Source organism: Oligoflexia bacterium (assembly GCA_035326705.1).
Classification (GTDB): Bacteria; Bdellovibrionota_G; JALEGL01; order JALEGL01; family JALEGL01; genus JALEGL01.
This window is the reverse complement of sequence record DAOLES010000001.1, coordinates 92,819-119,292: the sequence shown is the minus strand read 5'-3', so window position 1 is coordinate 119,292 and position 26,474 is coordinate 92,819. Positions and strand designations below refer to the sequence as shown.

The following is a 26,474-nucleotide window of genomic DNA, read 5'->3' as shown; positions in this document are numbered from 1 at the left end:
AATATGAAAATGAAAAAACAAACCCATACTATTTTTTGCACATTATTAACAGTAATGATTATGTCTTGTGGAGGTTATAAGGATGTTAGACCTGGCTTAAACAATTTGCATAAAGTCTCGGTTAAAGCTGAAACAAAGCAACAAGGTGCCCAAAATGCTTTAAAACAAGCAAAGCGCTTTTGTAAAAAAAATGAAAGAAAGGGTTATGCTATTGTTTCTGAAGAACAAAAGTATGTTGGTGAAATGGATGAAAGTACTTATAAGGCAGCAAAAAAAGTTAGTAAAGCTGCAGAAATTGTTGGCGCGGGTATTTTTACAACAAGTGACAATTCATCAGGTCAGAATGCTGGAGAAATTGTTGGGATGAGTGGTATTGCTACAGACACAATTTTAGGTGAAAACTACCAGGTCACAATGGAATTTAAATGCCAGTAACCTAAGCTATTATAACAGCGCCAAAATAACAAAGAAGCTATTGTATTCTACTGTTAGTCCTCAGTGTAAGCATTTTATTTTAACCCAATCACATAAGCAATCCATGAAGCACAGTTTTCTGCGTCATCATGTCTTGAGTAAACACCACTACCTTCACCATCTTCATCATCTTCTTCCCAATAAATCACAACATCTTTAAAGCCGGCTTCTAGCATTAAGTCTTTTAACTCAGGAATACTCCACATCCGCCAATCATATGTAAATGCCCGCTTCATTTTTTTCTTATTTTTAAATTTGTAATGAATTGAATACTTGGTTTCGCGTGTAATTGGATTATAAGCTTCTTGTTCCCAGACATAGGTTATATCTTCCTTATGTCCAGGGATGTTAAACTCTCGCTCTTCATAGTCATCATCTTCAGATTGTGTTCCACCTAATACATCAACACAAATAAAGCCATTGTCATTGATTACACTTAGTGTTTTTTTTAAATAGGCCAATAGTTTCTGACGCTCTTTGAAAAAGAAAATAGAAAAGTTAGATACTGTTACCATATCAACTTTTGGATCATTGACTTTCATCACATCACCTTGAATGACATGTAATCGACTTTGCTCTGAAGAAGACAGTTGATTAAAATGTTTTTTTTTACCGTAGTCTAGTACATCTTCAGATATATCAACGGCTACTGCTGTATTATCATGATGTTGTTTGACCCATGTTGCCGCGTTCCAAAAAGTGGCACAGAAGTCTTCACGCATACTACGCACAGGTTTCCCTCTTAACTCCTGACTTGCCTGCTGCCAAAACTCGACTTCCGCTTGAGGATCTTGAACAGAAGCCTCATACAATTCATATTTACTATACATTATTTACCAAACATTATTTAAATGCATGTTGTCGAACAGCTTCAATCTCTTCAACTTCTTTAGGCACACCTCTTGTTAAGTTTTCATGGCCATCTGCTGTAATCAAAATATCATCCTCTATTCTTACCCCAATACCTTTATATTTTTCAGGATACGAATCGTCTTCGGGATTAAAATACAAACCTGGCTCTACCGTCAAAAACATACCTTCTTGTAAAGTTCTAGAACGACCATCCTCATCTAAATACAAGCCCACATCATGGATATCAAGCCCTAACCAGTGGCCAATATTATGAGGAAAAAACTTTTTTACAGTCATTTTTTCAAGGTTTTCTTCTAAGCTTCCATGTAAAATACCCAGATCTATCAAACCTTGGGTCATAACCTCACAAGAAACCTTATAATTATTTTCATAAAGTACTCCAGGCTTTAGTGCTGCAATTGTGGCCTTTTGTGCCTTTAAAACCAATTCATAAATTTCTTTTTGCTCTTGGCTAAACTTACCAGAGACAGGAAAAGTTCTGGTAATATCAGCAGAATAATAATCATATTCTCCTCCTGCATCAACCAAACATAAATCACCTTCTTTTAATTCATCACTGTTTCTAACATAGTGAAGACAAGTTGCATTTGCACCTGCTGCAACAATACTGGAGTAACCAGTTTTACTACAGCCATTCATTTTTGCATTGTATTCAAAAATTGCTTCCACTTGTCTTTCTGTCATACCCGCTTTTGCTTGGCTTAAAATAGCGTTATGCCCAATGACAGAAGCATCACATGCACGTCTGATTTTCTCTATTTCTTCTGTTTTTTTAATAATTCTCAACTCACCTAATATTTCAACGGGATCTTTTAATGTTAACAGACCTTTGCCACTTCTACCCCGCATTTTGCGAACAATATCCAGTGTGGAAAATACTTTTTTATCAAATACTTCATTATGCCCATAGCTGTAATAAACGTTTTTATGCTCTGATAAAACCTTTGCTAACTCTTTTTCTAAGTCGGTTAAATGATAAACTTCATCAGCTGAAAAAACTTCCTTAATTCTTTTTAAACCATAACGTTCACCATCCCATAACTCTTTGCTAGGCTCTCTATCTTGAGCAAAAAGAATAAATTTGTGTTGATTGTTGGTTTTTACAATGGCCATACAAGCATCTGCCTCGTCAAAACCGGACAAATAGTAAAAACTGCTATCTTGACGATAAAGATAATTAATGACTGCCCCTCTGCCTTCTTGAATAGACGGGAAAATAAAAACCCCTTCATCAATTGAATCAACCAGCTGTTGACGGCGTTGTTTAAAGTAGTTAGGTATACTCATATTTAACATGTGTTTTTCATACTTTATAAACTAAAAAACAACAAACTTATCTCATCATTTTTCATCATTACTTTAGAGTATCGCTTATCTTTATTTATGCCTGTCTAAGTCTTATCTAATATCATCAATAGGGGGTTTTAGTTATTGCCCAATAGAGTAAATACGCGTACAAGAAGTCGTGCATTTTTTTAAATCTGGCATATTTTGGAATATTTTATCTTCACTACTCTTTGTAGTGACTTCTACTTACATTAAACTTGCCAGCGATGAAGCCAATCATTTTCAAGCAGTATTTTTTAGATCTATTATTCCTATTCCAATTCTTTTTGCAATAGCCAAGCATCAAGGTCTATCTTTATGGGGAACAAAAAGAAAACTATTATTTTTAAGAGGTCTTTATGGTGCCATTCAACTGCAGTTTTTTATTTTTGCAGTTATGAATTTACCCCTTGGTGACGTTATGGTCCTTGTTTCTACGTCACCATTGTTTGTTGCTTTCTTATCCCCATGGATTGCTCAAGAAAAATCACATAGCTTTGTTTTTTGGATGATTCCTTTATTTTTATTGGGTTTAAGTTTGATTATAAAACCTAACTTAAGTGTTGCGCTGGTTCCCACAGCATCTGCAATAAGTACTGCCATTGGTGTTGCAATTATATCATTAGTCATCAGAAAACTAAGAAAGACAGACACTCCAGTCACCATTGTTTTTTATTTTGTTTTTTTTTCAAGCATACTTTCTCTACCAACAGCAATTTACTATTGGACACCTTTATCATTTAAAAACTGGATTTACTTATGCCTATCTGGCATTTCTGCCATGGTAGCGCAAATATGTATGACGTATGCTTTACGTCTAGAAAGAGCCAGTACTCTTGCTTTATTTAGCTATATTGGCCCAGTGTTTGGCTATATCTTTGGGATAACTATCTTTAATGATCGCCCAGATATATGGGCATTGCTCGGTGCCTCAATCATTATTGCCTGTGGTATATTTACTGCAAAAATGAATGCTAAGAAATCTAAATTTGATCTTGAACAAAAGGCTTAAAGCTTTATATCTTTATTTTTTTGCAAAATAGAAATAAACGCTCTGGCTGCAAACGAAGTATGGGTTTTCCCTTTAATATGAACTGCCCTTAATTTTTTTTGTATCACCTTAATTTCTGGCACCTCTATATCTACCAAACGTTTAGAACGAACTTCATTTTCTATGCACATACTTGGAATCATGGCTACAGCTTGCTTCATTTCAACAAATTGTTTTATAGCCTCAACTGTAGGCAGTTCTACGTCAATATTAAGTGGCACACCTTTTTTTTCAAATAAACTTATGATTTGATCTCTAAAGCTAGCTCTAACAAAATGAGCTGCAAAAGTTTCACCTGATAAATCTTTGATATTAACTTTTTTTTGTTTAGCAAATCTGTGCGATGGATAAACAACCAGGGACAAGTGATCTTCATAAACGATAGGGGCAGCCAAATGGGGGTCTTTTGGATCATAGCCTATAATTCCTAAATCAATATTTCTTTTCATGATTTCATCAGGAATCATATTGGATTTAAATCGAAGAACTTCAACTTTGATATCCGGAAATTGCTTTCTGTACTCAACAATATGTGGCAATAAAAACACTGCTCCTGTTTCATTTGCCCCAATGCGTATGATTCCTCGTTTTAGGCTTTTTAATTCTTCTACTGCTGGTATAACTTGATTTCTCAAATTAAGGAGCTCTCTAGCATACTCATATAAAATTCTACCTATATCCGTTAAGATAGGTTCTTTACTGGCTCTATCAAAAACCGGTCCTCCCATTTCTTCTTCTAATCTTCTGATAGCTAAACTGACAGCTGGCTGAGTTCTAAATATTTTTTTTGCTGCTCTAGAAAAACTTTTTTCTTGCGTAACAACAACAAATACTTCAAGATCATGAAATTCCATTTCTTTAATATAAATAAAATTTATCCAAAATTCAAGAATATTAATTTGATTTGTTATATTTATTTTCATATAACATTTTAGATTCTAGGTCCATTTGTAGGGGTTTGATGGCAAAATCTATGTTTTAAAAAAATATGCAATATTTGCATCTTGCAATGTTTAACGATAGTTAAAAACCATGACTAAAACAGATAAGCTTTCGCAGTCTTGTCTATTGATTTTAACCGCGATAGCCTTAGCCTTTTCCCTTGCCTACGTGAAAAATATTGCTGTTCCTTTTGTTATTTCTGTATTTATGTACGCCGTATTTCTGCCAATAACTTCTTTTTTACAAAGAAAAGCCAAACTATCGCGTGATCTTTCCATTTTAGTAACAATGTTGGGATTTTTAATTTTTGCAAGCATGTTGGTGGTATTTATTGTTCAGTCCTTACAAGCTTTTGCTCAAAATGCAGGCCAATACCAAAATAAAGTTATTGAATCACTTAACTTTTTACAAAGTATTGCAAAAAAATGGAATATTCGACTTAACATTGATTCTTTAGAATCAATGTTACAAAACATTCCTGTCTTTGACCTTATTACCAATGTTAGTGGTGAATTATTAAATATCTTGGGCAATGCGGGTCTTATTATTATTTTTGTATTATTTTTATTTTTTGGCACACAAAAAAATACTGTTCGTTCAAAAACAATAGATTTAATGCAAGAGCAAGTCTCTCAATACAGTATTGCTAAATTTTTTATTTCTCTTGGAACCGCAGTGTCGCAAGGAATTTTGCTGAGTGTTTTAAATGTTGAAATGGTTTTAATGTTTTCTGTCTTAACATTTTTACTAAATTTTATTCCCAATATAGGTTCTATTATTGCGGTATTACTTCCTTTACCATTGGCCATTTTACAATTTGGCTTTACTTTTCCTTTTTATGTTTTGCTATTTCTAAGTATAGCCATCCAAATGATATGGGGAAATATCCTAGAACCTAAACTTTTAGGTCAAACGTTAGGGTTTCATCCTGTAACAATTCTTTTGTGCTTGCTTTTTTGGGGTTTAGTCTGGGGAATTCCTGGAATGTTCTTGGCAGTCCCCATGACATCCATATTAAAAATCATTCTAGAACAAATTGACGCTACAAAAAGTATTGCAAAACTTCTTGAAGGCCAGCTCAACTATCAAGATGATCTGAGTTAATAGAAACCAATGCTACCAACCTTTATTATAAAAGATCGACTTATCTTTGCTTTTATTTTAGCACTAATAAGTTTTTTTACTTGTTTTGCTTTAACAAAAGTCATTCTTTTTTTATCCCATAAATTTAATGTACTTGACCTTCCAGAAAAAAGAAGAGTACACACTCAACCTACCCCAAGGTTGGGTGGCATAGCTTTTATTGGGGCTTCTTTTTTAAATATCGCATTTCTATTTCACTTCAAACCCGCTTTCTATCAAGTTGTAAAAGATACCCCGTCTTTCTTGGCAATCTTTATTGGTCTCACTCTAACTTTTTTGCTGGGTATGGTAGATGATCTAAATAATTTAAAAGCCAAACATAAGCTTTTTTTTCAAATTGCTATTGCCTGTGTTGTATTTATATTGGGTTTTAAAGTCAGGTTTATTGCTTTAAGCGCAAGCTACACCATTGATCTTGGTTATTTATCTTTACCCATTACAATTATTTTTTTAGTGGGTTTACAAAATGCCTTTAACTTCATTGACGGTATTGATGGATTAGCTGGAGGTGTTGCCTGGATTACACTGGCCTCAATTGCTATTTTAGCTTTTTTTATATCTCTACCTATATTAGGTTGGTTGAGTTTAATTTTAATCGCAAGCTTAAGTGCATTTTTAGTCTTCAACTGGTCACCGGCAAAAATTTTTATGGGTGACAGTGGTAGCCTTAGTTTGGGTTTTACTTTGGCTTGTTTTTCTCAATTTCCAGGCAGCCAACAAAATGTACCCTATCCAATTTATGTTGTATTTTTATTTTTAAGTCTCCCAATTTTAGATACTGGTATTGCTTTATCTCGACGCGCAATCAAACACCTTGATAGCTTTCACTTTCAACCACACACATTAAAGCAGTCATGGTCCTTTATAAAGCAGCTTTTTAAAAAAATCATGAAACCAGACGGTGACCACATCCATCATAGATTATTACGTCATTATTTATCTCACAAAAAAGTAGCTATAACTTGTTATAAATTAGCATTTTTTGGCAGCTTATGTGCTTGTTTATGCACCCAAGCACCAACATTTATAGCTTGGCTTATAACTTTATCTTACTGCTTTTTTGTTTTTCAATTTTTAATTTCTTTAGAATATGATGCCTTTCAATCTAGGAAGCATAGGCACGCTTTACAAGAAGCAGAGTGGCAAAAAGCTTTACAATCATTTGACACATCGGATTCTTCCGATTCTTCAGACTTTTTTTGAGTGATACTTCCAAGCTGAGTTTAAAATATCATCTAGGTCTTTTTTAGGTTGCCAATTCAGTTTAGTCTTTGCATGAGTTATATCTGCATACAACTCTGCTGGATCTCCTAGTCTAGGCGGCATTTGTTTAGTATTAATTTTTTTATCTATTATTTTTTCAAAACTATTTATTATTTCTAACAAAGAATAACCTTTACCTGACCCTAAGTTGCATATTAATGATTCATTTTTATTCTTTAAATAGTCAATAGCTAAAAAATGAGCCTCGCACAAATCTTCAACATGCACATAATCCCGAACACAGGTTCCGTCTTTTGTTTTATAATTAGAACCAAAAATGGATAATGTATCCTCTCTTAATGCCATTTTACATAAGTTAGGTATAAAGTGAGTTTCAGGGTCATGGGTTTCACCACCATTGAATCGTTCAATTTCTCCAGCAGCATTAAAAAACCTAAACACAACATATGACAGCATCTTTTTTTCTGACATATCTTTTAAGACCATCTCAAACATTAATTTACTTAACCCATAGGTATTAATTGGTTGCTGTGGATGATCCTCTATCATTGGAACTTTCTTTGACTCACCATAACTTGCTCCACTAGAACTAAAAATCATGTTTTTACAACCATGTTTCAGCATAGCGTTTGTTAATTTAATACTGTTTTCAACATTATTTTTATAATATAAAATTGGATTGGTTTGGCTCTCATGAACAAGAGCGCTGGCTGCCAAGTGTATAACTAAATGAGGCTTTTCATTTAAAAAACATTCATTTAGTTTTTTTTCATCTGATAAATCAGCATGATAAAATTTATAATCATTTATATGTTCTTTATGACCTGTAGATAAATTATCATAAATAATAATATCATAGCCTTTTTCTTTTAAATACTGCGCAACATAAGCACCAACATAACCCGCTCCACCTGTAATTAATATTTTTTTCATGACCTTTATCCCATCATTTATTATACTCAATGTTTAAACCTAACATTGTTTTTATTGTGTACATAAAATCATCCGATTAAAGCTTGATACTTATTCATACCTTAATGCTTGTATAGGAGACAAGTTTGCAGCTTTTTTTGCAGGATACCAACCAAAAAATACACCCACACACATTGAAAAACCAAAAGCCAGAATAATCATATATGCTCTAAAAACAATCTCCCAACTAAACAAATACTCTACTATTGTCCCAACAAAAAATGCACCTGTTACACCGATAAAACCACCCAACATACTAATTAATATTGATTCAATTAAAAATTGGTTCAATATATCACTTTTTCTGGCGCCAACAGCTTTTCTTAGTCCAATTTCTCTTGTTCTTTCAGTAACAGACACCAACATAATATTCATAATACCTATACCACCTACAATAAGTGATATTAACGCTATAACAATAATAAGAATTAAAAAGTTTTTTGATATACTATCAATCGTACTTCTTATTTCACCAAAATTTTTAATTTCAAAATCGTTTTCCACTTCATCAGGTAACCGGTGATTTTGTCTTAAAATTTTTGTCACTTCAAACATAGCGGCTTCAATATTTTCTGTACTTGTTGCCTCCACAAATAAATGTCTATACTGTTTTCTTCCATAAATTCTATTTATAACTGTTTGTTCAGGCAAATAAACCACATCATCTATATCACCGGTAAAACTACTTCCTTTTTTTGGTAATAAACCAATTACTCTATATTTACTTCCATTAATATCAATTGATTTTCCTATTGGGTTAACACCTTTTTTGAAAATACTGCTATAAACTGTATCACCTAAAACACAGACTTTTGCTTGTTTACTATTTTCGCTATCTGTAAAAAATCTTCCATATCTAACTTTTAAATTTCTCATTTTTTGAAAAGATGCACTCACTCCCATTAATTTGCTGGTATAACTATAACCATTATACGATATTACTCCTTCAACATCTCTAGTCCCTGCTGCATACTTAATATTAATTGATTTTTTAGCTGCATTCTCTATACTTTTAAGATCACTAGGATTTAATTTTGTTATGGTTCTTTTATGAGATTGGCTCCCCTTAACCTTTGGCCATTCTGTAGAAACTCTAAACATATTAGAACCCATTTGTTTCAGTTCTTCTTCAACTGATTTTTTTGCTCCATCACCTATTGCTAACATAGATGTTACAGAAAAAACTCCAATGATTATTCCTAACATTGTTAAAAATGTTCTTACTTTATTTCTTAACAATGATTGCAGCGACATTTTTGTAACTTGAAGCCATAAATTTGGATTAATTTTCTTTGAAGTCCTTACGCTATTTTTATTTTCAATATTTTGAGTTTTTATATCTTGTTTTTTATAACCTTTTGAATCTTCTACAATTTTTCCATCAACAATTTTAATAATTCTATCTGCACGTTTAGCGAGTTCATTTGAGTGTGTTATGATTACCAAAGTGATACCCGTTTGATGCATTCTTTCTAGTTCTGCAATAATCTCTACAGCTTGTTTTTGCGGCAAATTACCTGTTGGTTCATCTGCAAAAACAACTTGTGGACTGTTAACCAATGATCGTGCAATGGCAACACGTTGTTGTTGCCCTCCTGATAATTGTGCTGGCGTATTAATAAAATGATTTTCTAAGCCCAACTGGGTTAATATTTTTTTTACTTTTTCTATATCTTTTTGACCACTATAGATCATAGGTAAAGCTGCATTTTCAACTGAAGATATTCTTGGTAGCAAGTTAAACATTTGAAAAATAAAGCCAATAGTTTTTGATCTTAAAGCAGTTAATTCATCATCACTTAAAATAGATACATCTTGTTCATCAAAAAAGTACTGTCCCGAACTTGAAATATCTAATAATCCTAAGATTTGTAATAATGTAGACTTGCCCGAACCAGATGGCCCAACAATAGCAACATATTCACCTTTTTCTATTTCTAAATCTATCTCATCTAAAGCCTTAAATGGTTCAACTTCTTTATTTTGTTGATAAATTTTTGATATCTTTTTAAGTCGTATCAATGCCATAATTTACTTACTTAAAAAAATTGAGAATACTCTTTTTCTTTAATGTTTCTGCTTTAAAAGCTTTAACTCTAATTTCATCCCCAGCATTCAAACCATTAATAACATGCACTTTATCGCCAAACGTATCACCCAGTTTAATCTTTTTTGTAACACCATTTTTCATAACTACTGATATCTCTTTGTTAGACTGGTTATTTGCAGCAAAAGATGGGATTGCAATTGCATTCTCTACTTTGTCTACTGGAACTCTTATTGTTACCGACATTCCTGATCGAATAGTAAATCCCTGGTTTTTTAAATCTTCCTCATCAAAGCTGACTTCAATAGGATAAACATTAACATTTCTTATTTTCTGTGCAGTTTGAGCTATTTTTTCAAGTTTACCTGAAAACGTTTTACTTTCATCTGCATCAAAATTAATGATAACTTCACTGTTGAGTTTTATTTTTGTGATATCAATTTCATCAATACTAGCCCTTACTATTTGTCCATCTGACATTTTTGCAATCTCTCCGCTGACAGTATCCCCTTCTCTATTAACTATTTCTAAAACAGTACCCGATATCGGCGAAAATATTTTTGTAGGTAATATCTGCTTTTTCCAATATTGCCTTTCTTCTAAACTTTCATTTGCTGCCATGTCTAAAATCTGAACTCTTTTATCAGAACTCATGATAGCAATAACTTGTCCTTTTTTAACTTGATCACCTTCTTCTATTAAAAGTTTATCTATTCTACCTTTAGAAGGTGCAACAACACCAACATTATTCTTTGGTTCTACAGTACCACTTGTTTCAATATAATTAACCAAATCTTCTTGGGTGGCACTGTAAAAAAGATATTTCTGCTCTTCTGTTTTATCTGAATTCAACTGACATGAACCAAATAAAAAAACGAATACCACCGTTAAGCCTTTAATTGGATTTAAATTCATCTTCTGTTACTCCTAATACTAATAATAGCTTTGCATATTCAACTTGTAATAGTTGCAAACTTTGAAGCCATTTGTTTTCTGCTGTACGCAGTTCAATCTGTGTACTATCCCAAAGGGTATAAGGAATAAGCCCTTCCCTATATTGTTTTTCAAAAAGCTTGTATTTATTTTGTAGTGACTCTAAGTTAAGTATTGAAACACTCCTATTTTTTAAGGCCCATTTATAGTTCAAAACTTGTTGTTCTATATCTTGTTTTTGTTTTAGCTTTACTTGTTGATAAAGCTGCTGAGATTGCTTAAACTTTATCCTAGCATTTTCTGAAGCTTTCTTATTACGACCAGATTCAAACAGTGGAACAGTAAGATTAACCCCTGCATACCAAAAGGGAAAAACTTGTGATTCATCCGTATCTGCCACAATAAAGTCTGTTCTAAATATTAATGAAGGTAGCATATTCGCTTTTGCTACTTTATGGTTTAAGTTTGCAATTGTTTCATTTTGTTTAGCAATTTCAAGCTCTGGATGCTTTTCGATATAACTGTTTACATTAATCTCTTCATCAATATTCTCTGGAACATTAAACTGCGCTTCTTGTATTTCATCAAGACTAGTCACTATATCTTCGCCTATCATTTGTTGTAATGTAAATAAGGCTTTTTTTGCTTCTTGTTCTGCCTTTAATAAATTTGCTTCACTCTCAAGAACTGTTTTTTGTGAGCTTTGAAAAACCCAAACATACTCTTGACCACCTTTATAATTTAACCGAACATATCGGTTGTTATTTTTTGCTCTTTCTAAAGATGTTTCCGCCAAAGCAATATTTTTCTTGGCATAAACTGCACTAGCAAAAATTTGACGCAACTGGGCCTGCTGTTCAACTTCACTCAAAGAATACGTATTGATTTGTTTTTTAATATTAATTCTGGCTTGTCTAACTGAATGTTTTACTCTTCCTCCTTGGTACAACGACCATGTTAACCTTGGCCCTAAGAACGACCTAAACCCTAAGGAAGCATCTTCTTGTAAAAAACGTTCAGCTCCACCTCGCAATGAAATTTCTGGATAAAGTCTTGACCTAGTTTGAATCATATCATTTTTAGCAACATGAATGTTTTCATAATTAACATTAAGGTTATAATTGTTTTTTGCTAAACTGGCTTTAGCTTCTTCCCAAGTTAAAGCATTTGAATATTCGCATCTGTAAATCAAAACAATCAATAATAACAGCTTGCATGCTCTTAATTTGGATATAACATATGCGTTGTTTTTTACCTGAATCATGTGCGAGCTATTTATACCAGAAAGCTATAGAAAACTTAAATAACTTGGGCAGTTAAGCTATAGTATTTGTATGGAGAAGCATTTGGCAAGCACGTTGGTCTGCGGAACTGGTTATTGGGGCAAAAACCACGTTAGAAACTTTTTTGAGCTTAAAGCCTTATTTGGGATATACGATCATGATGAAAGCAGAGCTTTACACCTCGCAAAAACCTATCCATGTCATGTTTTCAAGAGTTATGAGGATGCACTCAACCATCCTGAAATTGATAATGTAGTCATTGCATCTCCTGCTGAGAGTCACTATGAGCTGGCAAAACAGGCTATTTTAGCAAAAAAGCATGTCCTGGTTGAAAAGCCATTGGCCTTAAAAACAGAACATGCGCAAGAATTGATTGAATTAGCCCAGTCTTATCAAGTCACTTTGATGGTAGGGCACCTGCTCAAGTATCACCCCTGCATTCAATCTCTTAAAAACCTGCTAGATGATGGTACCCTTGGTAAGCTAGAGTACATCTACTCTAATCGCCTCAATTTAGGAAAAATCAGAACCAAAGAAAATATACTTTGGTCTTTTGCTCCGCATGACATCTCCCTTATGCTTTGGTTTACTGATAGCATGCCTTTACAAGTGAATGTTATGGGTGGCAGCTATCTGCAACCCAATATTGCAGACACAACAATATCCTCATTTGTTTTTCCAAATGGTGTCCGTGGCCATATTTATGTGAGTTGGCTACACCCGTTTAAAGAACAACGTTTGGTTTTGGTTGGGCAGAAAAAAATGGTGGTTTTTGATGATACAGCTGAAACAACGCAAAAGCTGGTGCTATACGATAAAAATGTTGATTTTATTCAAGGGGAATATGTTGCTCAAAAACCAAAAGGAGAAGCTATCGCTTACAATCATAATTTGGAACCTTTAAAAGAAGAATGCCTACACTTTCTTGAAAGTATCAATACAAAAAGCACCCCACTAACAGATGGCCAAGAAGGTCTTAATGTTTTAAAAGTATTGCACAGTTGTCAAAACTCTTTAGAGATGAATGGACAAGCTGTTCAAGTTAAGGTTTAATGCTAAGAATGTCATCACAGTCAACAAATGATAACTATTTTGTGCACGCTTCTAGCTATGTTGATGAAGGAGCACAGATTGGTAATGGTACAAAAATATGGCATTTTTGCCATATCATGCCAGGAGCTACGATTGGTACAAACTGTAACTTTGGTCAAAATGTGGTTGTGCATAGTAAGGTTAAGATTGGCAACGGGGTCAAAGTTCAAAACAATGTTTCAATTTATGATGGCGTAACGCTTGAAGACCATGTCTTTTGCGGCCCCTCCATGGTTTTTACCAATGTCTTACATCCTAGAAGCGAAATCAACCGTAGAGAAGATTTTAGTCAAACTCTTGTAAAAAAAGGTGCTACCATAGGTGCCAACGCAACCATACGGTGCGGTGTTACTATAGGTGAATATGCCTTTATTGGTGCTGGAAGTGTGGTTTTGAGTGATGTTCCCAACCATGCACTGGTTGTAGGAAACCCGGGTAAACCCAAAGGTTGGATGTGTGTCTGTGGACACAGGATCAATCCCGGCAAAGATAAATTAACCTGTTCTAGTTGCAACCTTAGTTATGATTTAGGTGTCAACGGTTTAAAAATTAATCACTATGAATCATAAAAATATACCCCTGCTGGATTTAAAAAAACAGTACCAGCAAATCAAACCTTACATTGATCAAGCTTTTGAGCGTGTCATGCAGTCGCAACATTTTATTTTGGGTCCAGAAGTCAATACATTTGAACTTGAAGTAGCGCTATATACGCATTCAAAGTTTGCTTTAGGCGTTTCATCAGGTAGCGATGCATTGATCTTAGCCTTAATGGCTTTAGATATTGGGCCTGGAGATGAAGTAATCACTTCTCCATACACTTTTTTTGCCACTGTCGGCGCTATTTCACGCTTGGGTGCTACACCTGTGTTTGTAGATATTGATCAGGATACATTTAATATTGATTGTACTAAAATTGAAGCTATGATCACCCGTAAAACCAAAGCCATTATTCCCGTTCATCTTTTTGGTCAATGTTCGGACATGTCACCAATTTTGGAATTAGCACAAAAACACAATATAAAAGTCATTGAAGATGCAGCCCAAGCCATTGGTGCTTCTCAAAATAATAAAGCGGCGGGTTCAATGGGAGATATTGGCTGTTTTAGTTGTTTCCCAGCAAAAAACTTGGGTGCCTTTGGTGATGCTGGTTTTATAAGCTGCCAAGATGAGACCTTGGCAGAAAAAATGCATATATTAAGAGCACATGGCTCAAAACCCAAGTATTACCACAAATACATTGGGGGCAATTTTCGTTTGGATGCCTTACAGGCTGCTGTTTTACGAGAAAAATTGCAGTTTCTAGATGATTGGACAAAAAAACGTCAACAAAATGCTACCTTCTATCAAGAAAGTTTAGGTTCTATTTCTGAGCTCAAACTTCCTGTTGTAAAAGACGGTAATACCCATGTTTTTAATCAATACATGCTACAAGTTGACCCAAAACAAAGAGACTCTATATGCCAACACCTGCAAGACAAAGGCATTGCAACAGCACTTTATTACCCCCTTCCCTTACATCTTCAAGAATGTTTTGCTGATTTAAGCTATCAAAAAGGTGATTTTCCAGTTGCTGAATTATGTGCATTAAACAGTTTTGCTATTCCTGTGTACCCAGAGTTAGGACAAGAAAACCTTCATTACATTGTCCAATCCATAAAAAGTTTCTTTGATTGATTCAACAAATGTACCTTTTACAGACAAACTGTTAAATAAAACTCTATGAAGCATATAGTGATTACAGGCGCTGCCGGTTTCTTAGGTGTTAATTTAGTTAAACGTTTACTTAAAGAAAACGATACTCACATCACTTGCTTAGACAATTTTTTTTCTGCTTACTCAAAAAACATTGAATGGCTTCAATCCCAACAAAATATCAAGCTTATTGAACATGATATTAGAACAGCTTTTCATAGCAGTGAAAAAGTAGATGAAATTTATAACTTAGCTTGTCCAGCAAGCCCTCCTGTATATCAATCTGACCCTATTTTTACCACTGAAACCTCTGTTTTAGGTGCCATCAACATGTTGAATCTTGCACATCAGCATGATGCAACCATATTACAAGCGTCTACAAGTGAAATCTATGGTGACCCAACTACCCATCCTCAAACAGAAAGTTATAGAGGAAATGTAAACCCTGTTGGTATAAGATCTTGCTACGATGAAGGTAAGCGTTGTGCAGAGTCTTTATTTTTTGATCATCATCGTATGCATGGCACAAAAATTAAAGTCATTCGTATTTTTAACACCTACGGACCGCATATGAACCCTGAAGATGGTAGAGTGGTTTCTAATTTTATTGTACAAGCCTTAAAAGGTAATGACTTAACTGTTTATGGTGATGGGCAACAAACCCGAAGCTTTTGTTATGTTGAAGATTTAATTGCAGGAATGATTGCCGTTATGAAAAGTCCTAAAAGTCTTCAAGGTCCCTATAATTTGGGAAACGACACAGAATATACAGTTGAACAATTGGCTAAGATTATTATTGAAAAAATCAATCCAAAGCTAAAACTCATTAAGCTCCCTTTGCCTAAAGATGATCCATACAAAAGAAAACCGTGCCTACAAAAAGTCAAAAAAGATATTGCTTGGCAACCAAATGTCTCACTTGATCAAGGTTTAGATACAACAATCAATTTTTTCAAAACGAATATTTAAATTATATTCTAAAAATTTTTGGGTCGTTATAACCTGCTGTTGCATTTCTTGCATCAATGATCGACTTAGCGTGATCAATAAACAAACGGATATCTAATTTATCGTGCCACGTAGAAATAATGCATAAATCTTGACTTGCAATAAACTCGCCTGTTAATTCACAAGAAACAAATTTTTGATTATCAATTTTTAAACGATCTACATATGGGTCGTGATATTTAACATTGGCCCCTTTAGCTAATAAAATTTTGATAATATCTAAACTTGGGGACTCTCTTAAATCAGATATATTTTTTTTGTATGCCGCTCCAACCAATAAAATATTAGATCCCTTAACACTTTTTTGCATTGTATTTAATTTATCAACCGCTAAATTCACTACAAACTGAGGCATTTCAGTATTAATCTTTGAAGCTAAATCAATAAAGCGCGTTTCATAATTTAATGTTTTCAGCTTCCAAGAGAGGTAATGCGGGTCAATGGGGATACAGTGACCTCCCAAACCTGGTCCAGGATAAAAGGGAGTGAAGCCAAATGGCTTGGTAGCTGCTGCATTAATAATTTCATTGCTATCTAAATTTAAAACATGACACATCTGAGCCACTTCATTGGCTAAACCAATATTTACCGATCTAAATGTGTTTTCTAATAATTTTACCATTTCTGCTGCTTTAGCAGAAGAAACTGGAACCACTTGTTCAACAATAACTTGGTACAACTGACTAGCAACTTCTAAACAGTTTGCAGTTAAACCTCCAATAACTTTTGGCGTATTGTGCAATTGATATACTTTGTTACCGGGATCAATTCTTTCAGGACTAAATGCAACAAAAACATCTTTTCCTACTTCAAAGCCAGCTTCTTCTACCATCGTTTTTAGCACTTCTTCTGTTGTGCCAGGATAAGTTGTGGACTCTAAAACAATTAACTGATCTTTTTTTAAATGCTGAGAGATATTTTTACACGCGGCCATGATGTATGACATATCTGGATCTTGAGTTTTAACCAACGGTGTGGGAACGCAAATGCTAACACAATCTACATTAGCCAATTCATCAAAGTTTGTTGTAGCTTTTAATAAACCCGTAGAAATAGCAGAGTTTAATTCTATATCTGATATGTCTTCAACATAAGACTTACCTGCATTGATAGAAGTACATTTTTCTTCAGAAATATCAAAACCTAAGACATTGATACCTGCTTTGGAAAAATCTACCGCCAACGGTAAACCAACATATCCAAGACCTATAACACCAACGGTTACTTTTTTTTGCTTAATTTTTTCACTTAACATCATGAATCATCTACTTATAATTTATCTCTACCTAAAAATACGCTTATAAAAAGGCTTTAAAAAATAGAGTTTTTTCTTTAAAAACGGTACGGCTCTTAATAGCGGATTATCAATAATGAATCCAACATTATTATAGATTTTTCTTAAACGCTCATTTTCCTTTTGCACCTTAATAACGTCACGAATATCTAAAATAACTGGTGGGTAACCCAGAACTTTAGGTTTGGGTAAATTGAGTCTCTGCAACTCTTCATTCCACAGATCCCCAAGCTGTTTATCGAAATCATATGAAAAGGCAAACTGTGAACCATAATACGGGCCACCGGGACAGGGTGTAACTTCGCCCAAATAAACCTCTTCACCATCAGAATAGCAATCTATTCGCATGAAAGGATCTTTCATGTAATTAGAAACTTTTCTAGCAAGCTCAAGTAATTCTTTATATCTTTTTGGCTTTTCTGTTACAACATGCTTTTTGGTAAATTTCGGTAAATGGGTAGCAAAGTTTCTTTTAAAATCAAAATCACTAAAATCCTCCCCGTAAAAACTTAAAACCGACCCATTATTCCTATCAACCTTTGAAATAAACGGAATCTTATCCCCAAAAGTATACAACTTATAATCACAGGGAATGCTGATATTTCCATGACCATCATTCCAGATGTATTGTTGTGCAATAATACGCCTGTCTTCTTTAGGCTTATGCTTTGTCCACTGCATAAGGCTATCTATAATTTGTTTTTCAGTATATTTTTTCTGTGTAAAGGTATCAAACCACTTATTACCTTGCTTACTTAAAAGATACACCCCATGTGCAGAAGCTAAATTGATTGGCTTAATCACTACATGTTCAGGAAGATCTGACAATACTATTTCTGTTGCATCATTGTATATTTTATAAACTTCAGGGTATTTCACACCGCTTTTTTTGGCAATATCATCAAAATTAATCTTATCCAATTCTACAAAATGTACATTGTCTTCAGATCTTGTCCGCCGGGCATGTAAAAATTCAGTAAAAAATATAGGATCTCTAAGTTCATTTAAATACGTAAGATTTTCAAGCTTAAATTTCAAAGCATTTTCAACCATTTACTCTCCTAAAACATTAAAAGTTGTTGAAAAAACAACCAAGTTCTACTATTAATGCATATTTCTACATCGGCTAACCACATGAAAACGATCTATATCTTAAAAATCATTTTTTTCCAAGGAATCCAAAAACCTAAAAAGCTTTGGAAACACTTTATTCAAAGGCATTTAAAACGCCTTAAAAATATTAAACACTACTTTTTTTCTGTTCTCTACACTTTTGCCCCAATATATAACTTACGGGTATTTCTTTCAAAACTCATATTATATTTTTATGAAAATAAAATAATAAAAGTTAACATCACGTTATCTAATACTGATGAAAAACTTTTCAATTATGCAATAAATTACTCTAAAGATTCTCTAGATACACACAAAATATCTTCTACCCAGATACTTGAACTAAAAGAATTAACTTTACTCATTAGTCTTATTCGCAGCATCAAATATGCTTGGATATATATTTATGATCAGAGCATGACTAAAAATAAAACATTTATTCATCCAAAAAAAATTAAATTCCTATGTAACAGTTTATCCCCTAAAATAAATTTAGGTGACAATAAAACTTTTGTAATCAACAACAAAACATTGCTTCATCAGTCCTCCAATCAAAGATCAGCTCAACCTCTTGTCACAGTTATATTAACCGTATACAACGATGAACGCTATGTTATTGATGCTATCAATTCAATTCTCATGCAAAGTCATAAAAATATTGAATTGATTATTGTTAATGATTGTTCTACTGACAACACTCAAAACGTTATTGATAAAATAGTATCGCAACACTCAAACATCAGCGCATTTCATTTAGAAAAAAACAGAGGAACATATTTTTGTAGAAATGTTGGACTTAGTCATGCCAAAGGTGACTATATAACATTTCATGATTCTGATGATATTTCTAAATTTGATCGGATAGAAATTTCATTGAAAAAAATCGGTCGCGCCAGTGCATTGATAGGACATCACATTAGAGTTAGTTTAGATGGGGAACCCGTTTTTATTGCTAATAGCCCCCAGATTCTCCAACGTTTCAGCCTCATTACACTTTTCATTAAGCGTGATGTGGTTGATAAAGTAGGTTTTCTAGACACTGTAAAAGTAGGTGGAGACTCAGAATACTTATCAAGAATTAAAAGAAACAACCTAAGAGTTAAAGCTGTAGATGATGTTTTTTATTATGCTCGCTTGCAGGAAAATTCATTAACAAGAAATAAAGTTCTTGGAGTCAATGATAATAGTGGAAAGAAGCTTAAAAAAAACATTCTTCGTACTCACTATATCAAAAACTATAAATACTATCATAGTAAGTATACACATCCAAAAATATCATTTAATAGTTTATTACGAGCTTTTCCAGCTCCCTATTTAAACATATCTTCTTTACAAAGTAACTACCTTGAACACATTTATCCTCCTTTAGAACATGATGAACTACCCTCCTTAATAAAAAATTCTAGTGTGGAACTATCATCTAATTTAATTCTTGATTCTATTACTCTAAGCAGCCCCATTCAACTCATACAACAACAAGATGACAAAAAAAGAGCTCATGTAATAACCTCGGTATATAGAAAAGAATTTTTTAAAAATTGTATCAATAATTTTAACAGGCAGTTATACCAAAACAAACATCTAACAATTGTGGATAACTGCAAACAAGATATGCAAGATTATTTTATGAATGAATTGAAAAAAGCTAATATAAAAAACTTTTCAATTACCCGTGTAAATGAACCCAACAATCTTGGCTTATGTTTAAATCAAGCAATCAAACAGTTTTCACATTCTGACGATATTATTTTTAAATTTGATGATGATGATTATTATTCACCTTATTATATACATGAACAACTACCTTACCTCACACAATTTGATACGCTAGTTGGCAAAGCTTGCATTTTTTACTTTTCTCATACCACCCACAAGCTATATCTACGCCCAATTAAAAACCAATACTGCTTTGTTTTCCATGTAGCGGGCTGCACATTAGCATTTAGTTATAAAAAATGGCGTGAAGTAGGTCAATTCACTGAAGGTCTAAAAAAAGGAACTGATTCTGATTTTATAAAAAAGTTTCTAAAGCTAGGTATACAACCATTTTCAACAAGTATTTTCAACTGTTGTGCTATAAGATATAAAAACGCTACCCATACTTGGAACGCCAATGAAGAACAGCTTTTTCACCCAAAAATTGCCTTATTAATTGATAATATTTCATTGGATAAAGTAAGTTATTATACGGACCTAAAAAATATCCTTAAAAATTAGGCTTTTCCCTATACTTTCTATCCCTTGATTTGATCTATTGAAAAAACTAGTATAGATGGTGTTTTATGTCAAAATTGAAAGACCTGATACTATTCAATGTTTGGGCAAAATTAGAAGATGAGGTAGTTCATCACTACATCGGCTACTTATGGTGGATTCTTGAACCTGCTATGTTGGTAACCATTTATTACTTGGTATTTAAATTAATTTTAAACCGTGGAGAAGATGACTATATTTATTTCTTATTTATTGGAATTGTTACTTGGAAGTGGTTTGGGTCTTCTGTTTCTGCTGGAGCAAACAGCCTTTATGCAGCAAAAAGTTTATATAAAAAAATTAACTTACCAAAAATTATTTTTCCCTGGATTGAGTGTGTCTTCTATACTGTAAAATTTCTCATTATTCTTTCTTTAATAATTATTGTTTATGCTTTATCAAACTATCCAGTTTTTAAGAACATCATATACTTACCCATTTTAATATTTTGTCAATTTGTATTCACACTAGGATTATCAACTTTGTTATCATCAATATTACCCTACTTTGTTGACTTAAAAATTATAGTAGCTCTGTTTATAAGACTTGGCTTTTATCCTTCTGGTGTTATTTTTGATTTATCAAGAGTACCAGAAAAATACGACTTCATAGTTAATCTCAACCCTTTAGCGCTAAGTATCCAAGCATTTAGAGATCTTATAATGCGTGGAACACCCCCTCCTTTGTATACAATTGTATTTTTACTCTCTAGTGGTTTTATACTTTACATATTAGGTTATACCATCATTCAAAAATTGGATAAAAAATATGCAAAAATTGCCCTCTAATAAAAAAATAGCCACCCCTGCAGTAACATTTAATGAGGTAGGTGTTTTTTACAAAAAGCACAGTAAAAACCTTATAAAAAATATTCTAAATGGACCTAAGGGGCACTGGGCCATTGAAAATGTTAGTTTTGAAATAAATAAAGGTGACGTTCTTGGTATTGTTGGAAATAATGGTGCTGGAAAAAGTACAACTCTGCTTCTTATTGGAGAGGTGATTTCATCAGATAGAGGAACTGTTAACACATATAATAACAAAGCTATGCTTTTAACCATTAACACAGGTATTATGAAAAATCTGAGTGGCAGAAAAAACATTATGCTTCTCGGCCTTGCTATCGGCATTGAAAGAAAAAAAATTATCGCCTCTATGGATAAAATCATTGAATTTTCAGAATTAGAAAAATTTATTGATGACCCAGTTGAAACATATTCATCTGGAATGCAATCAAGGTTGGGGTTTTCAACTGCTCTTATGTTAACACCAGATATTTTGCTTGTTGATGAAGTGTTAGGTGTTGGTGATCGTGACTTTAAGAAAAAATCAACTGATGCCTTAAAAGAAAAAATCCAACACTCTGATTCAACAGCTATCATTACATCTCATGATCGTGAAACAATTTTAGAGTTATGCAACAAAGCTCTATGGATTGATAAAGGAAAAAGCATTGTATTTGGAGATCCAGAAGATGTCATTAAGTCTTATGAGAATTCAAGCAAAACTATATAACTAATGCTTTTATGCAAATTTACAGCAAACATACTAGGCAAAAAAGTAAATTTGTATATAACTTTTATTTATCCATCTATTTAAAGCTAACAGATGTCATCAAACAACTGGGTTCAAATACGTTTTTTTATACTTTTTACAACATACTGTTTAAAATACATTGTACTTTTAACAAACATAAAAACCATTATTCAATTACGACTCAATTAAACAACTCGCATATAACAAACATTAACATGCCAATAACATATCTTTTTTTTGAAAAAGATACATCTCACTTTATTAAAAATCACCATACAGAATACATTTATACAATTAATCCAAACAGCTTAAATTTTAACTTGGTTGTTCAGTGTTTACAAAAAACCTATAGAAATATAGCTTCAACCAGTATAAAAGTTGAAAACTTAAAAAAAAATCATGTTTTTAAAAAAAATGAGCCCTTAAAATTTTCAATATCAACGGAAAATTATTTTTTTGAACCAGAAAAAGTTATAGCTCAAAAAAAAACTCCTTTAGTCAGTGTTATATTAACTGCATACAATGAAGAGAAAACAATTGAGCAATCTATAGATTCAATTCAAAACCAAACCTATTCTAATCTTGAGATCATTATTGTAGATGACTGTTCATCAGATTCTACTTTAAGTGTAGTAAAAAAAATGTGTCAAAATGACTCCAGAATAAAATATTATTCAATGAGAAATAATAGTGGTACTTATTATTGTAGAAATTATGCATTATCAAAAGCCAGTGGTGATTATGTAACCTTTCACGATGCAAATGATATATCTCGTCACGATAGAGTAAAAAAATGTTTAACGCACTTTGAGAAAAATAACAGTTTAGATTTTGTATTTTCTGAATACGTTCGTGTTGATGCCCAAGGGTTCCCAATTAAAAACTGGTACGGATCTATATATAGAACTGGCTTAATTACGCTTTTTATAAAATTATCCTCTTTAAAACAAAAAACTGGATATTTTGATCTAGTAAAGACAAGCGCTGACAGTGAATTTTTTGAACGTTTACAGTATTTAAATTTAAATTATAAAAAGTTAAATGATGTTCTTTACTATGCTAGAAGTCAAGAAAGCTCGTTAACTGGCAGCGGTCTTTTTAAATCTTTTAATAAGAAAGGTGCTTTTATAAGCAATCCCATAAGAAGACAATATTATATTAATTACAAAACTTATCACAGGTTTAGCAGCAAAAACAATTTATACATAAAACCCTTTGATTACGAACGCAACTTCCTTTGCCCTTTCAACATGCTTTCACCTATGCAAAAAAATACTCTATGTTCATTGATAAACTTTAAAAATAACAACAATACTTATTTTGAAAAAAAATATGTTGAATTAATTAATAAAAATAAATTATTAAAAAGAAAAAGCTTATACTATCTATTAAAACAAAAACAAACTTTAACAATAAAAAAAATTCATGTTATTTTATTTTTAAATAATACAAACCTCTTAAAACACGCTTTAAAAAACTATACTCGACAAGATTATGAAAACAAATATTTTGTAATCATTCATAGTTGTGAAAAAGATGAAATAAGTGAAAAAATTAAAGATCAATTAAATCCAAATAACTATTGCCTAATTAAATCAACAAAAAAAAATGCTTTATCACTAGTCAATGATTACATTGAAAAAAAAATTCTTGCAGATGAAATTATTGCTTATTTTAATGAAAATGATTTTTATTTTAAAAGCTATCTAACAGAGCAATCTTCTGTCTTAAATGCCTTACCTAATCATAAAATACATAAAGAACCTTTTTTAAAATATATAAAAAAAAGAAACTCATTTGTATACTTAAAAAACCATAAACAACTACACCTATCTAAACAACTCAACAATAATACTTTGTGTTTAACAAAAAAGATTTGGTTAGAAAAAAGAAAGCATTCTTTTAAAGAAAATGTCTTCTTCTCAACAAGTGCTTTCAACTATATTAAAAACTTTCAACTTGATAGCCAAAATCAAATACTTTTAGATAGTATTCCACGATTTATATAAGCTAAAACCCCAGCTAACTTTTCATTAGCCAATCAACCATTGCTTCAATCCCGTCTTTGTTGTTGTATTTAGCTTTATATCCAGTAGATTTAATTTTTTCAGCTTTGAAATAAGTTTGAGTACATAGTTTTTTTATCCTTTGAGTTGAAACACCAAAATCTTTTTTTGTTAGAATTGTTAATAGATCAAACGGAATAGCTAAACAATACACCAACCAAAGAGGGACATTAACCAGCTTTATATCAAGCTTACCAGCTATTGTTTGTGAAATTTCTCTTGATGTCATTTGTTTGTCATCCGCATAATTAAAAATAAACAGATCTTCTTCTAAATCTCTTAAAACAAACATACAGGCTGAAACTAAATTTTTCACATAACAAATTGATTTAATATTATTCATTGCGCCAACATAAAAAAACTTTTTTTTCTTTATTTGTTGAATCAACTTATACATGTTTGCAACATTTTTTTCACCATATACGACCGCTGGTCTCACAATCACAGTTTTAATGCTTGTATTTTTTTTCCAATCTAAAACAACTTGTTCCGCTTGTAGTTTTGACTTCCCATAATGATTAACAGGATTTTTTTCATCTTCTTCTGACCTTGCTAAACTAGCCTCTCCATAAATGGCTACTGAAGAAAAAAAAGTAAATGTTTTGGTATTTTTTTCATTTAAAGCATCTAAAACATTTTTTGTTCCGTCTACATTGGTTTTATAATAAGCTTCAGGTTCAACACCAAAATCTTTATGCTCAGCCGCTAAAAGAATAACATCATCAAACGTTTGATTTTTTTCAAAAAATTTAAACACTTGATCTTTTTCTCTAATATCTAAAAAACTATAGTGTTTATATTTTTGATCCAGCTCAGGTTGCTCTAGGTCTGCTATATGAATATCACAATCGGACAACTCCATTGAAAAATGCTTACCAATAAAACCACTCCCACCAATCAATAAAACTTTTCTTTTCATGGCACTATCACCTTATCAATAATATTATTTTGAAAGTTTAAAGCCAAGGCCTCTCTTGCATAGCATTTTAATGTTTCTTTGTTAAAAGCAATATCATTTTTAAAATTATAACTTTGAATTTTACTTTTAAGCATTTCATAACCTTGTTCAAAGTTTAATATTAAATCATTTAAATTTAACTCTTTCATTAAAGCTGCACCTTCACCTTTTCCGTAATATATGCATGGGGTGTTGCAGGCAATATATTCAAAAAGCTTTACCGGCAGCATACTCTCTGTAATAGGCATATTATCTTTATGCTTCACTATTCCCATATCCAATGCATTCATTGCATAAGGAACATCTTCATAATCAATTGAATCAAGAAGTTTCAAGTTGTTTAACTTGGCTTGATTGATTTTATACTCCAAATCATTTTTTTGAGATCCTTCACCCATAAGAACAAAGTTTATATCTTTAAAGTCTTTAGCAAGACTTAAAAAAACATCAAAATCATAATAGAAAGCTAAGTTACCAATGTATCCAACAGAGATATGATTTTTTCCAAATAGCTTTTTAAACTCTAAAATTTTTTTATCATCAGAGTTAATTGGCTTAAACATCTCAGCATTGTAGCCATTAGCAATGACTTTAATTTTTTCTGATGGAACGTTGTAGGATGCAACTATTTTTTTCTTTTGGACTTCCGTAGTGACACTGATAATTTTTGCGCTTTTATAGGCAAAGGCACTTAAAGATTTTAGAATTCTTATTATATATTTATTGATAGCCACACCAGATTCAATAATAGCTTCCGGCCATAAATCTCTAACATCAAGAATAAATGGAACCTTATAATACTTTGCCGTCAGTACTCCACTAAGTGATGTTAGCAGTTGTGGTGATGTGGCAATAACAAGCGTAGGCTTTTTTTTATAAAACAATATATTTAAGAATGTTGAGAGACAAAAAATAATGTAAGCTATTGAACGTTTCAAAAAACCACTGTTTTCAGCAAGTAATGTAAATACTCGATGTACTGTAAATTTAAAACTATCTGTATCTGTAGCTTTTGGAAACTTTAAACGATAGCCTTTATAAGGTCTACCAAAAGGATAATTGGGAACATTGGTAAAAACATCAATATTGTATTTTTTAGACCATGTTTTTACAAACTCAAAGGCTCTTACTGCGCCAGCACCTCTTTCAGGGTAAAAATATGAGCTTATAAAAAAAATGTTCTTTTTCATA

The 26,474-nt window shown here is 32.4% G+C and carries 23 protein-coding genes; 12 read left to right on the top strand and 11 right to left on the bottom strand.

Annotation, left to right across the window (positions count from 1 at the left end):
* Positions 1-9: 9 nt before the first annotated feature.
* Positions 10-435, top strand: coding sequence for a hypothetical protein (locus PKC21_00585; GenBank protein ID HMR23824.1), 426 nt, complete (start codon positions 10-12; stop codon positions 433-435).
* 74 nt (positions 436-509) lie between these two features.
* On the opposite strand, the gene PKC21_00580 is transcribed toward PKC21_00585, so the two are convergent.
* Positions 510-1,304, bottom strand: a complete 795-nt coding sequence (locus tag PKC21_00580) for a class I SAM-dependent methyltransferase (GenBank protein ID HMR23823.1) — start codon at positions 1,302-1,304, stop codon at positions 510-512.
* Positions 1,305-1,317: 13 nt separating this feature from the next.
* Entirely contained in the window at positions 1,318-2,643 is a 1,326-nt protein-coding gene (locus PKC21_00575; GenBank protein ID HMR23822.1) for an aminopeptidase P family protein, read from the bottom strand.
* Positions 2,644-2,812: 169 nt separating this feature from the next.
* Between PKC21_00575 and PKC21_00570 the strand changes: the two genes are divergently transcribed.
* The gene (locus PKC21_00570; GenBank protein HMR23821.1) at positions 2,813-3,685 is read left to right on the top strand and encodes a DMT family transporter; all 873 of its coding nucleotides are present in this window, start codon (positions 2,813-2,815) and stop codon (positions 3,683-3,685) included.
* Here the strand turns inward: PKC21_00570 and PKC21_00565 are convergent.
* Positions 3,682-4,647: a LysR family transcriptional regulator gene (locus tag PKC21_00565; GenBank protein ID HMR23820.1), complete on the bottom strand. Its 966-nt coding sequence runs from the start codon at positions 4,645-4,647 to the stop codon at positions 3,682-3,684. The two genes, PKC21_00570 and PKC21_00565, sit on opposite strands and share 4 nt — an antisense overlap.
* Positions 4,648-4,756: 109 nt before the next feature.
* Between PKC21_00565 and PKC21_00560 the strand changes: the two genes are divergently transcribed.
* Both PKC21_00560 and PKC21_00555 read left to right on the top strand, forming a co-directional pair.
* Positions 4,757-5,770, top strand: a complete 1,014-nt coding sequence (locus tag PKC21_00560) for an AI-2E family transporter (protein HMR23819.1) — start codon at positions 4,757-4,759, stop codon at positions 5,768-5,770.
* Positions 5,771-5,779: 9 nt separating this feature from the next.
* The gene (locus PKC21_00555) at positions 5,780-7,012 is read left to right on the top strand and encodes an MraY family glycosyltransferase (protein ID HMR23818.1); all 1,233 of its coding nucleotides are present in this window, start codon (positions 5,780-5,782) and stop codon (positions 7,010-7,012) included.
* Here PKC21_00555 and galE read toward each other — a convergent pair.
* The 4 genes from galE to PKC21_00535 form a co-directional block, all read right to left on the bottom strand.
* Positions 6,998-7,966, bottom strand: coding sequence for a UDP-glucose 4-epimerase GalE (galE, locus tag PKC21_00550; GenBank protein ID HMR23817.1), 969 nt, complete (start codon positions 7,964-7,966; stop codon positions 6,998-7,000). The genes PKC21_00555 and galE overlap by 15 nt on opposite strands.
* A gap of 90 nt (positions 7,967-8,056) precedes the next feature.
* Positions 8,057-10,033 carry an ABC transporter permease gene (locus PKC21_00545; GenBank protein ID HMR23816.1) on the bottom strand — a complete coding sequence of 659 codons (1,977 nt, stop codon included), beginning with the start codon at positions 10,031-10,033 and terminating at the stop codon, positions 8,057-8,059.
* A 7-nt stretch (positions 10,034-10,040) separates the two neighbouring features.
* On the bottom strand, positions 10,041-10,967 hold the full coding sequence (locus tag PKC21_00540; protein HMR23815.1) for an HlyD family efflux transporter periplasmic adaptor subunit: 927 nt from the start codon (positions 10,965-10,967) through the stop codon (positions 10,041-10,043).
* Positions 10,948-12,249, bottom strand: a complete 1,302-nt coding sequence (locus tag PKC21_00535; protein HMR23814.1) for a TolC family protein — start codon at positions 12,247-12,249, stop codon at positions 10,948-10,950. The genes PKC21_00540 and PKC21_00535 overlap by 20 nt, the downstream gene beginning before the upstream one ends.
* Positions 12,250-12,331: 82 nt before the next feature.
* Here PKC21_00535 and PKC21_00530 point away from each other — a divergent pair, with 82 nt between their 5' ends.
* The 4 genes from PKC21_00530 to PKC21_00515 are packed head-to-tail and all read left to right on the top strand — an operon-like array spanning position 12,332 to position 16,024.
* Entirely contained in the window at positions 12,332-13,321 is a 990-nt protein-coding gene (locus PKC21_00530; protein HMR23813.1) for a Gfo/Idh/MocA family oxidoreductase, read from the top strand.
* Between the two features lie 8 nt (positions 13,322-13,329).
* Complete coding sequence (locus tag PKC21_00525; GenBank protein HMR23812.1) at positions 13,330-13,929, top strand: acyltransferase; 600 nt, start codon at positions 13,330-13,332, stop codon at positions 13,927-13,929.
* Positions 13,919-15,037, top strand: coding sequence for a DegT/DnrJ/EryC1/StrS family aminotransferase (locus tag PKC21_00520; protein HMR23811.1), 1,119 nt, complete (start codon positions 13,919-13,921; stop codon positions 15,035-15,037). Before PKC21_00525 ends, PKC21_00520 begins: the two co-directional genes overlap by 11 nt.
* 45 nt (positions 15,038-15,082) lie before the next feature.
* A complete protein-coding gene (locus tag PKC21_00515; protein HMR23810.1) occupies positions 15,083-16,024 on the top strand; it encodes an SDR family oxidoreductase in 942 nt (313 codons plus the stop codon).
* Between the two features lies 1 nt (position 16,025).
* Here the strand turns inward: PKC21_00515 and PKC21_00510 are convergent, their stop codons facing one another.
* Both PKC21_00510 and PKC21_00505 read right to left on the bottom strand, forming a co-directional pair.
* The gene (locus PKC21_00510; GenBank protein ID HMR23809.1) at positions 16,026-17,321 is read right to left on the bottom strand and encodes a nucleotide sugar dehydrogenase; all 1,296 of its coding nucleotides are present in this window, start codon (positions 17,319-17,321) and stop codon (positions 16,026-16,028) included.
* A gap of 24 nt (positions 17,322-17,345) precedes the next feature.
* A complete protein-coding gene (locus tag PKC21_00505; GenBank protein ID HMR23808.1) occupies positions 17,346-18,410 on the bottom strand; it encodes an ATP-grasp fold amidoligase family protein in 1,065 nt (354 codons plus the stop codon).
* A 477-nt stretch (positions 18,411-18,887) separates the two neighbouring features.
* On the opposite strand from PKC21_00505, the gene PKC21_00500 reads away from it, so the two are divergent.
* From PKC21_00500 to PKC21_00485, 4 genes are all read left to right on the top strand, one after another.
* Positions 18,888-20,687, top strand: coding sequence for a glycosyltransferase family A protein (locus PKC21_00500; GenBank protein ID HMR23807.1), 1,800 nt, complete (start codon positions 18,888-18,890; stop codon positions 20,685-20,687).
* A gap of 65 nt (positions 20,688-20,752) precedes the next feature.
* Positions 20,753-21,511, top strand: a complete 759-nt coding sequence (locus PKC21_00495) for an ABC transporter permease (GenBank protein HMR23806.1) — start codon at positions 20,753-20,755, stop codon at positions 21,509-21,511.
* Positions 21,492-22,238, top strand: coding sequence for an ABC transporter ATP-binding protein (locus PKC21_00490; protein HMR23805.1), 747 nt, complete (start codon positions 21,492-21,494; stop codon positions 22,236-22,238). Before PKC21_00495 ends, PKC21_00490 begins: the two co-directional genes overlap by 20 nt.
* 236 nt (positions 22,239-22,474) lie before the next feature.
* On the top strand, positions 22,475-24,268 hold the full coding sequence (locus tag PKC21_00485) for a glycosyltransferase family 2 protein (protein ID HMR23804.1): 1,794 nt from the start codon (positions 22,475-22,477) through the stop codon (positions 24,266-24,268).
* 13 nt (positions 24,269-24,281) lie between these two features.
* Here the strand turns inward: PKC21_00485 and PKC21_00480 are convergent, their stop codons facing one another.
* Positions 24,282-25,244 (bottom strand): NAD(P)-dependent oxidoreductase, encoded by a 963-nt coding sequence (locus PKC21_00480; protein HMR23803.1) that lies wholly within the window; start codon positions 25,242-25,244, stop codon positions 24,282-24,284.
* On the bottom strand, positions 25,241-26,473 hold the full coding sequence (locus tag PKC21_00475) for a glycosyltransferase family 4 protein (protein HMR23802.1): 1,233 nt from the start codon (positions 26,471-26,473) through the stop codon (positions 25,241-25,243). The genes PKC21_00480 and PKC21_00475 overlap by 4 nt, the downstream gene beginning before the upstream one ends.
* Position 26,474 lies beyond the last annotated feature (1 nt).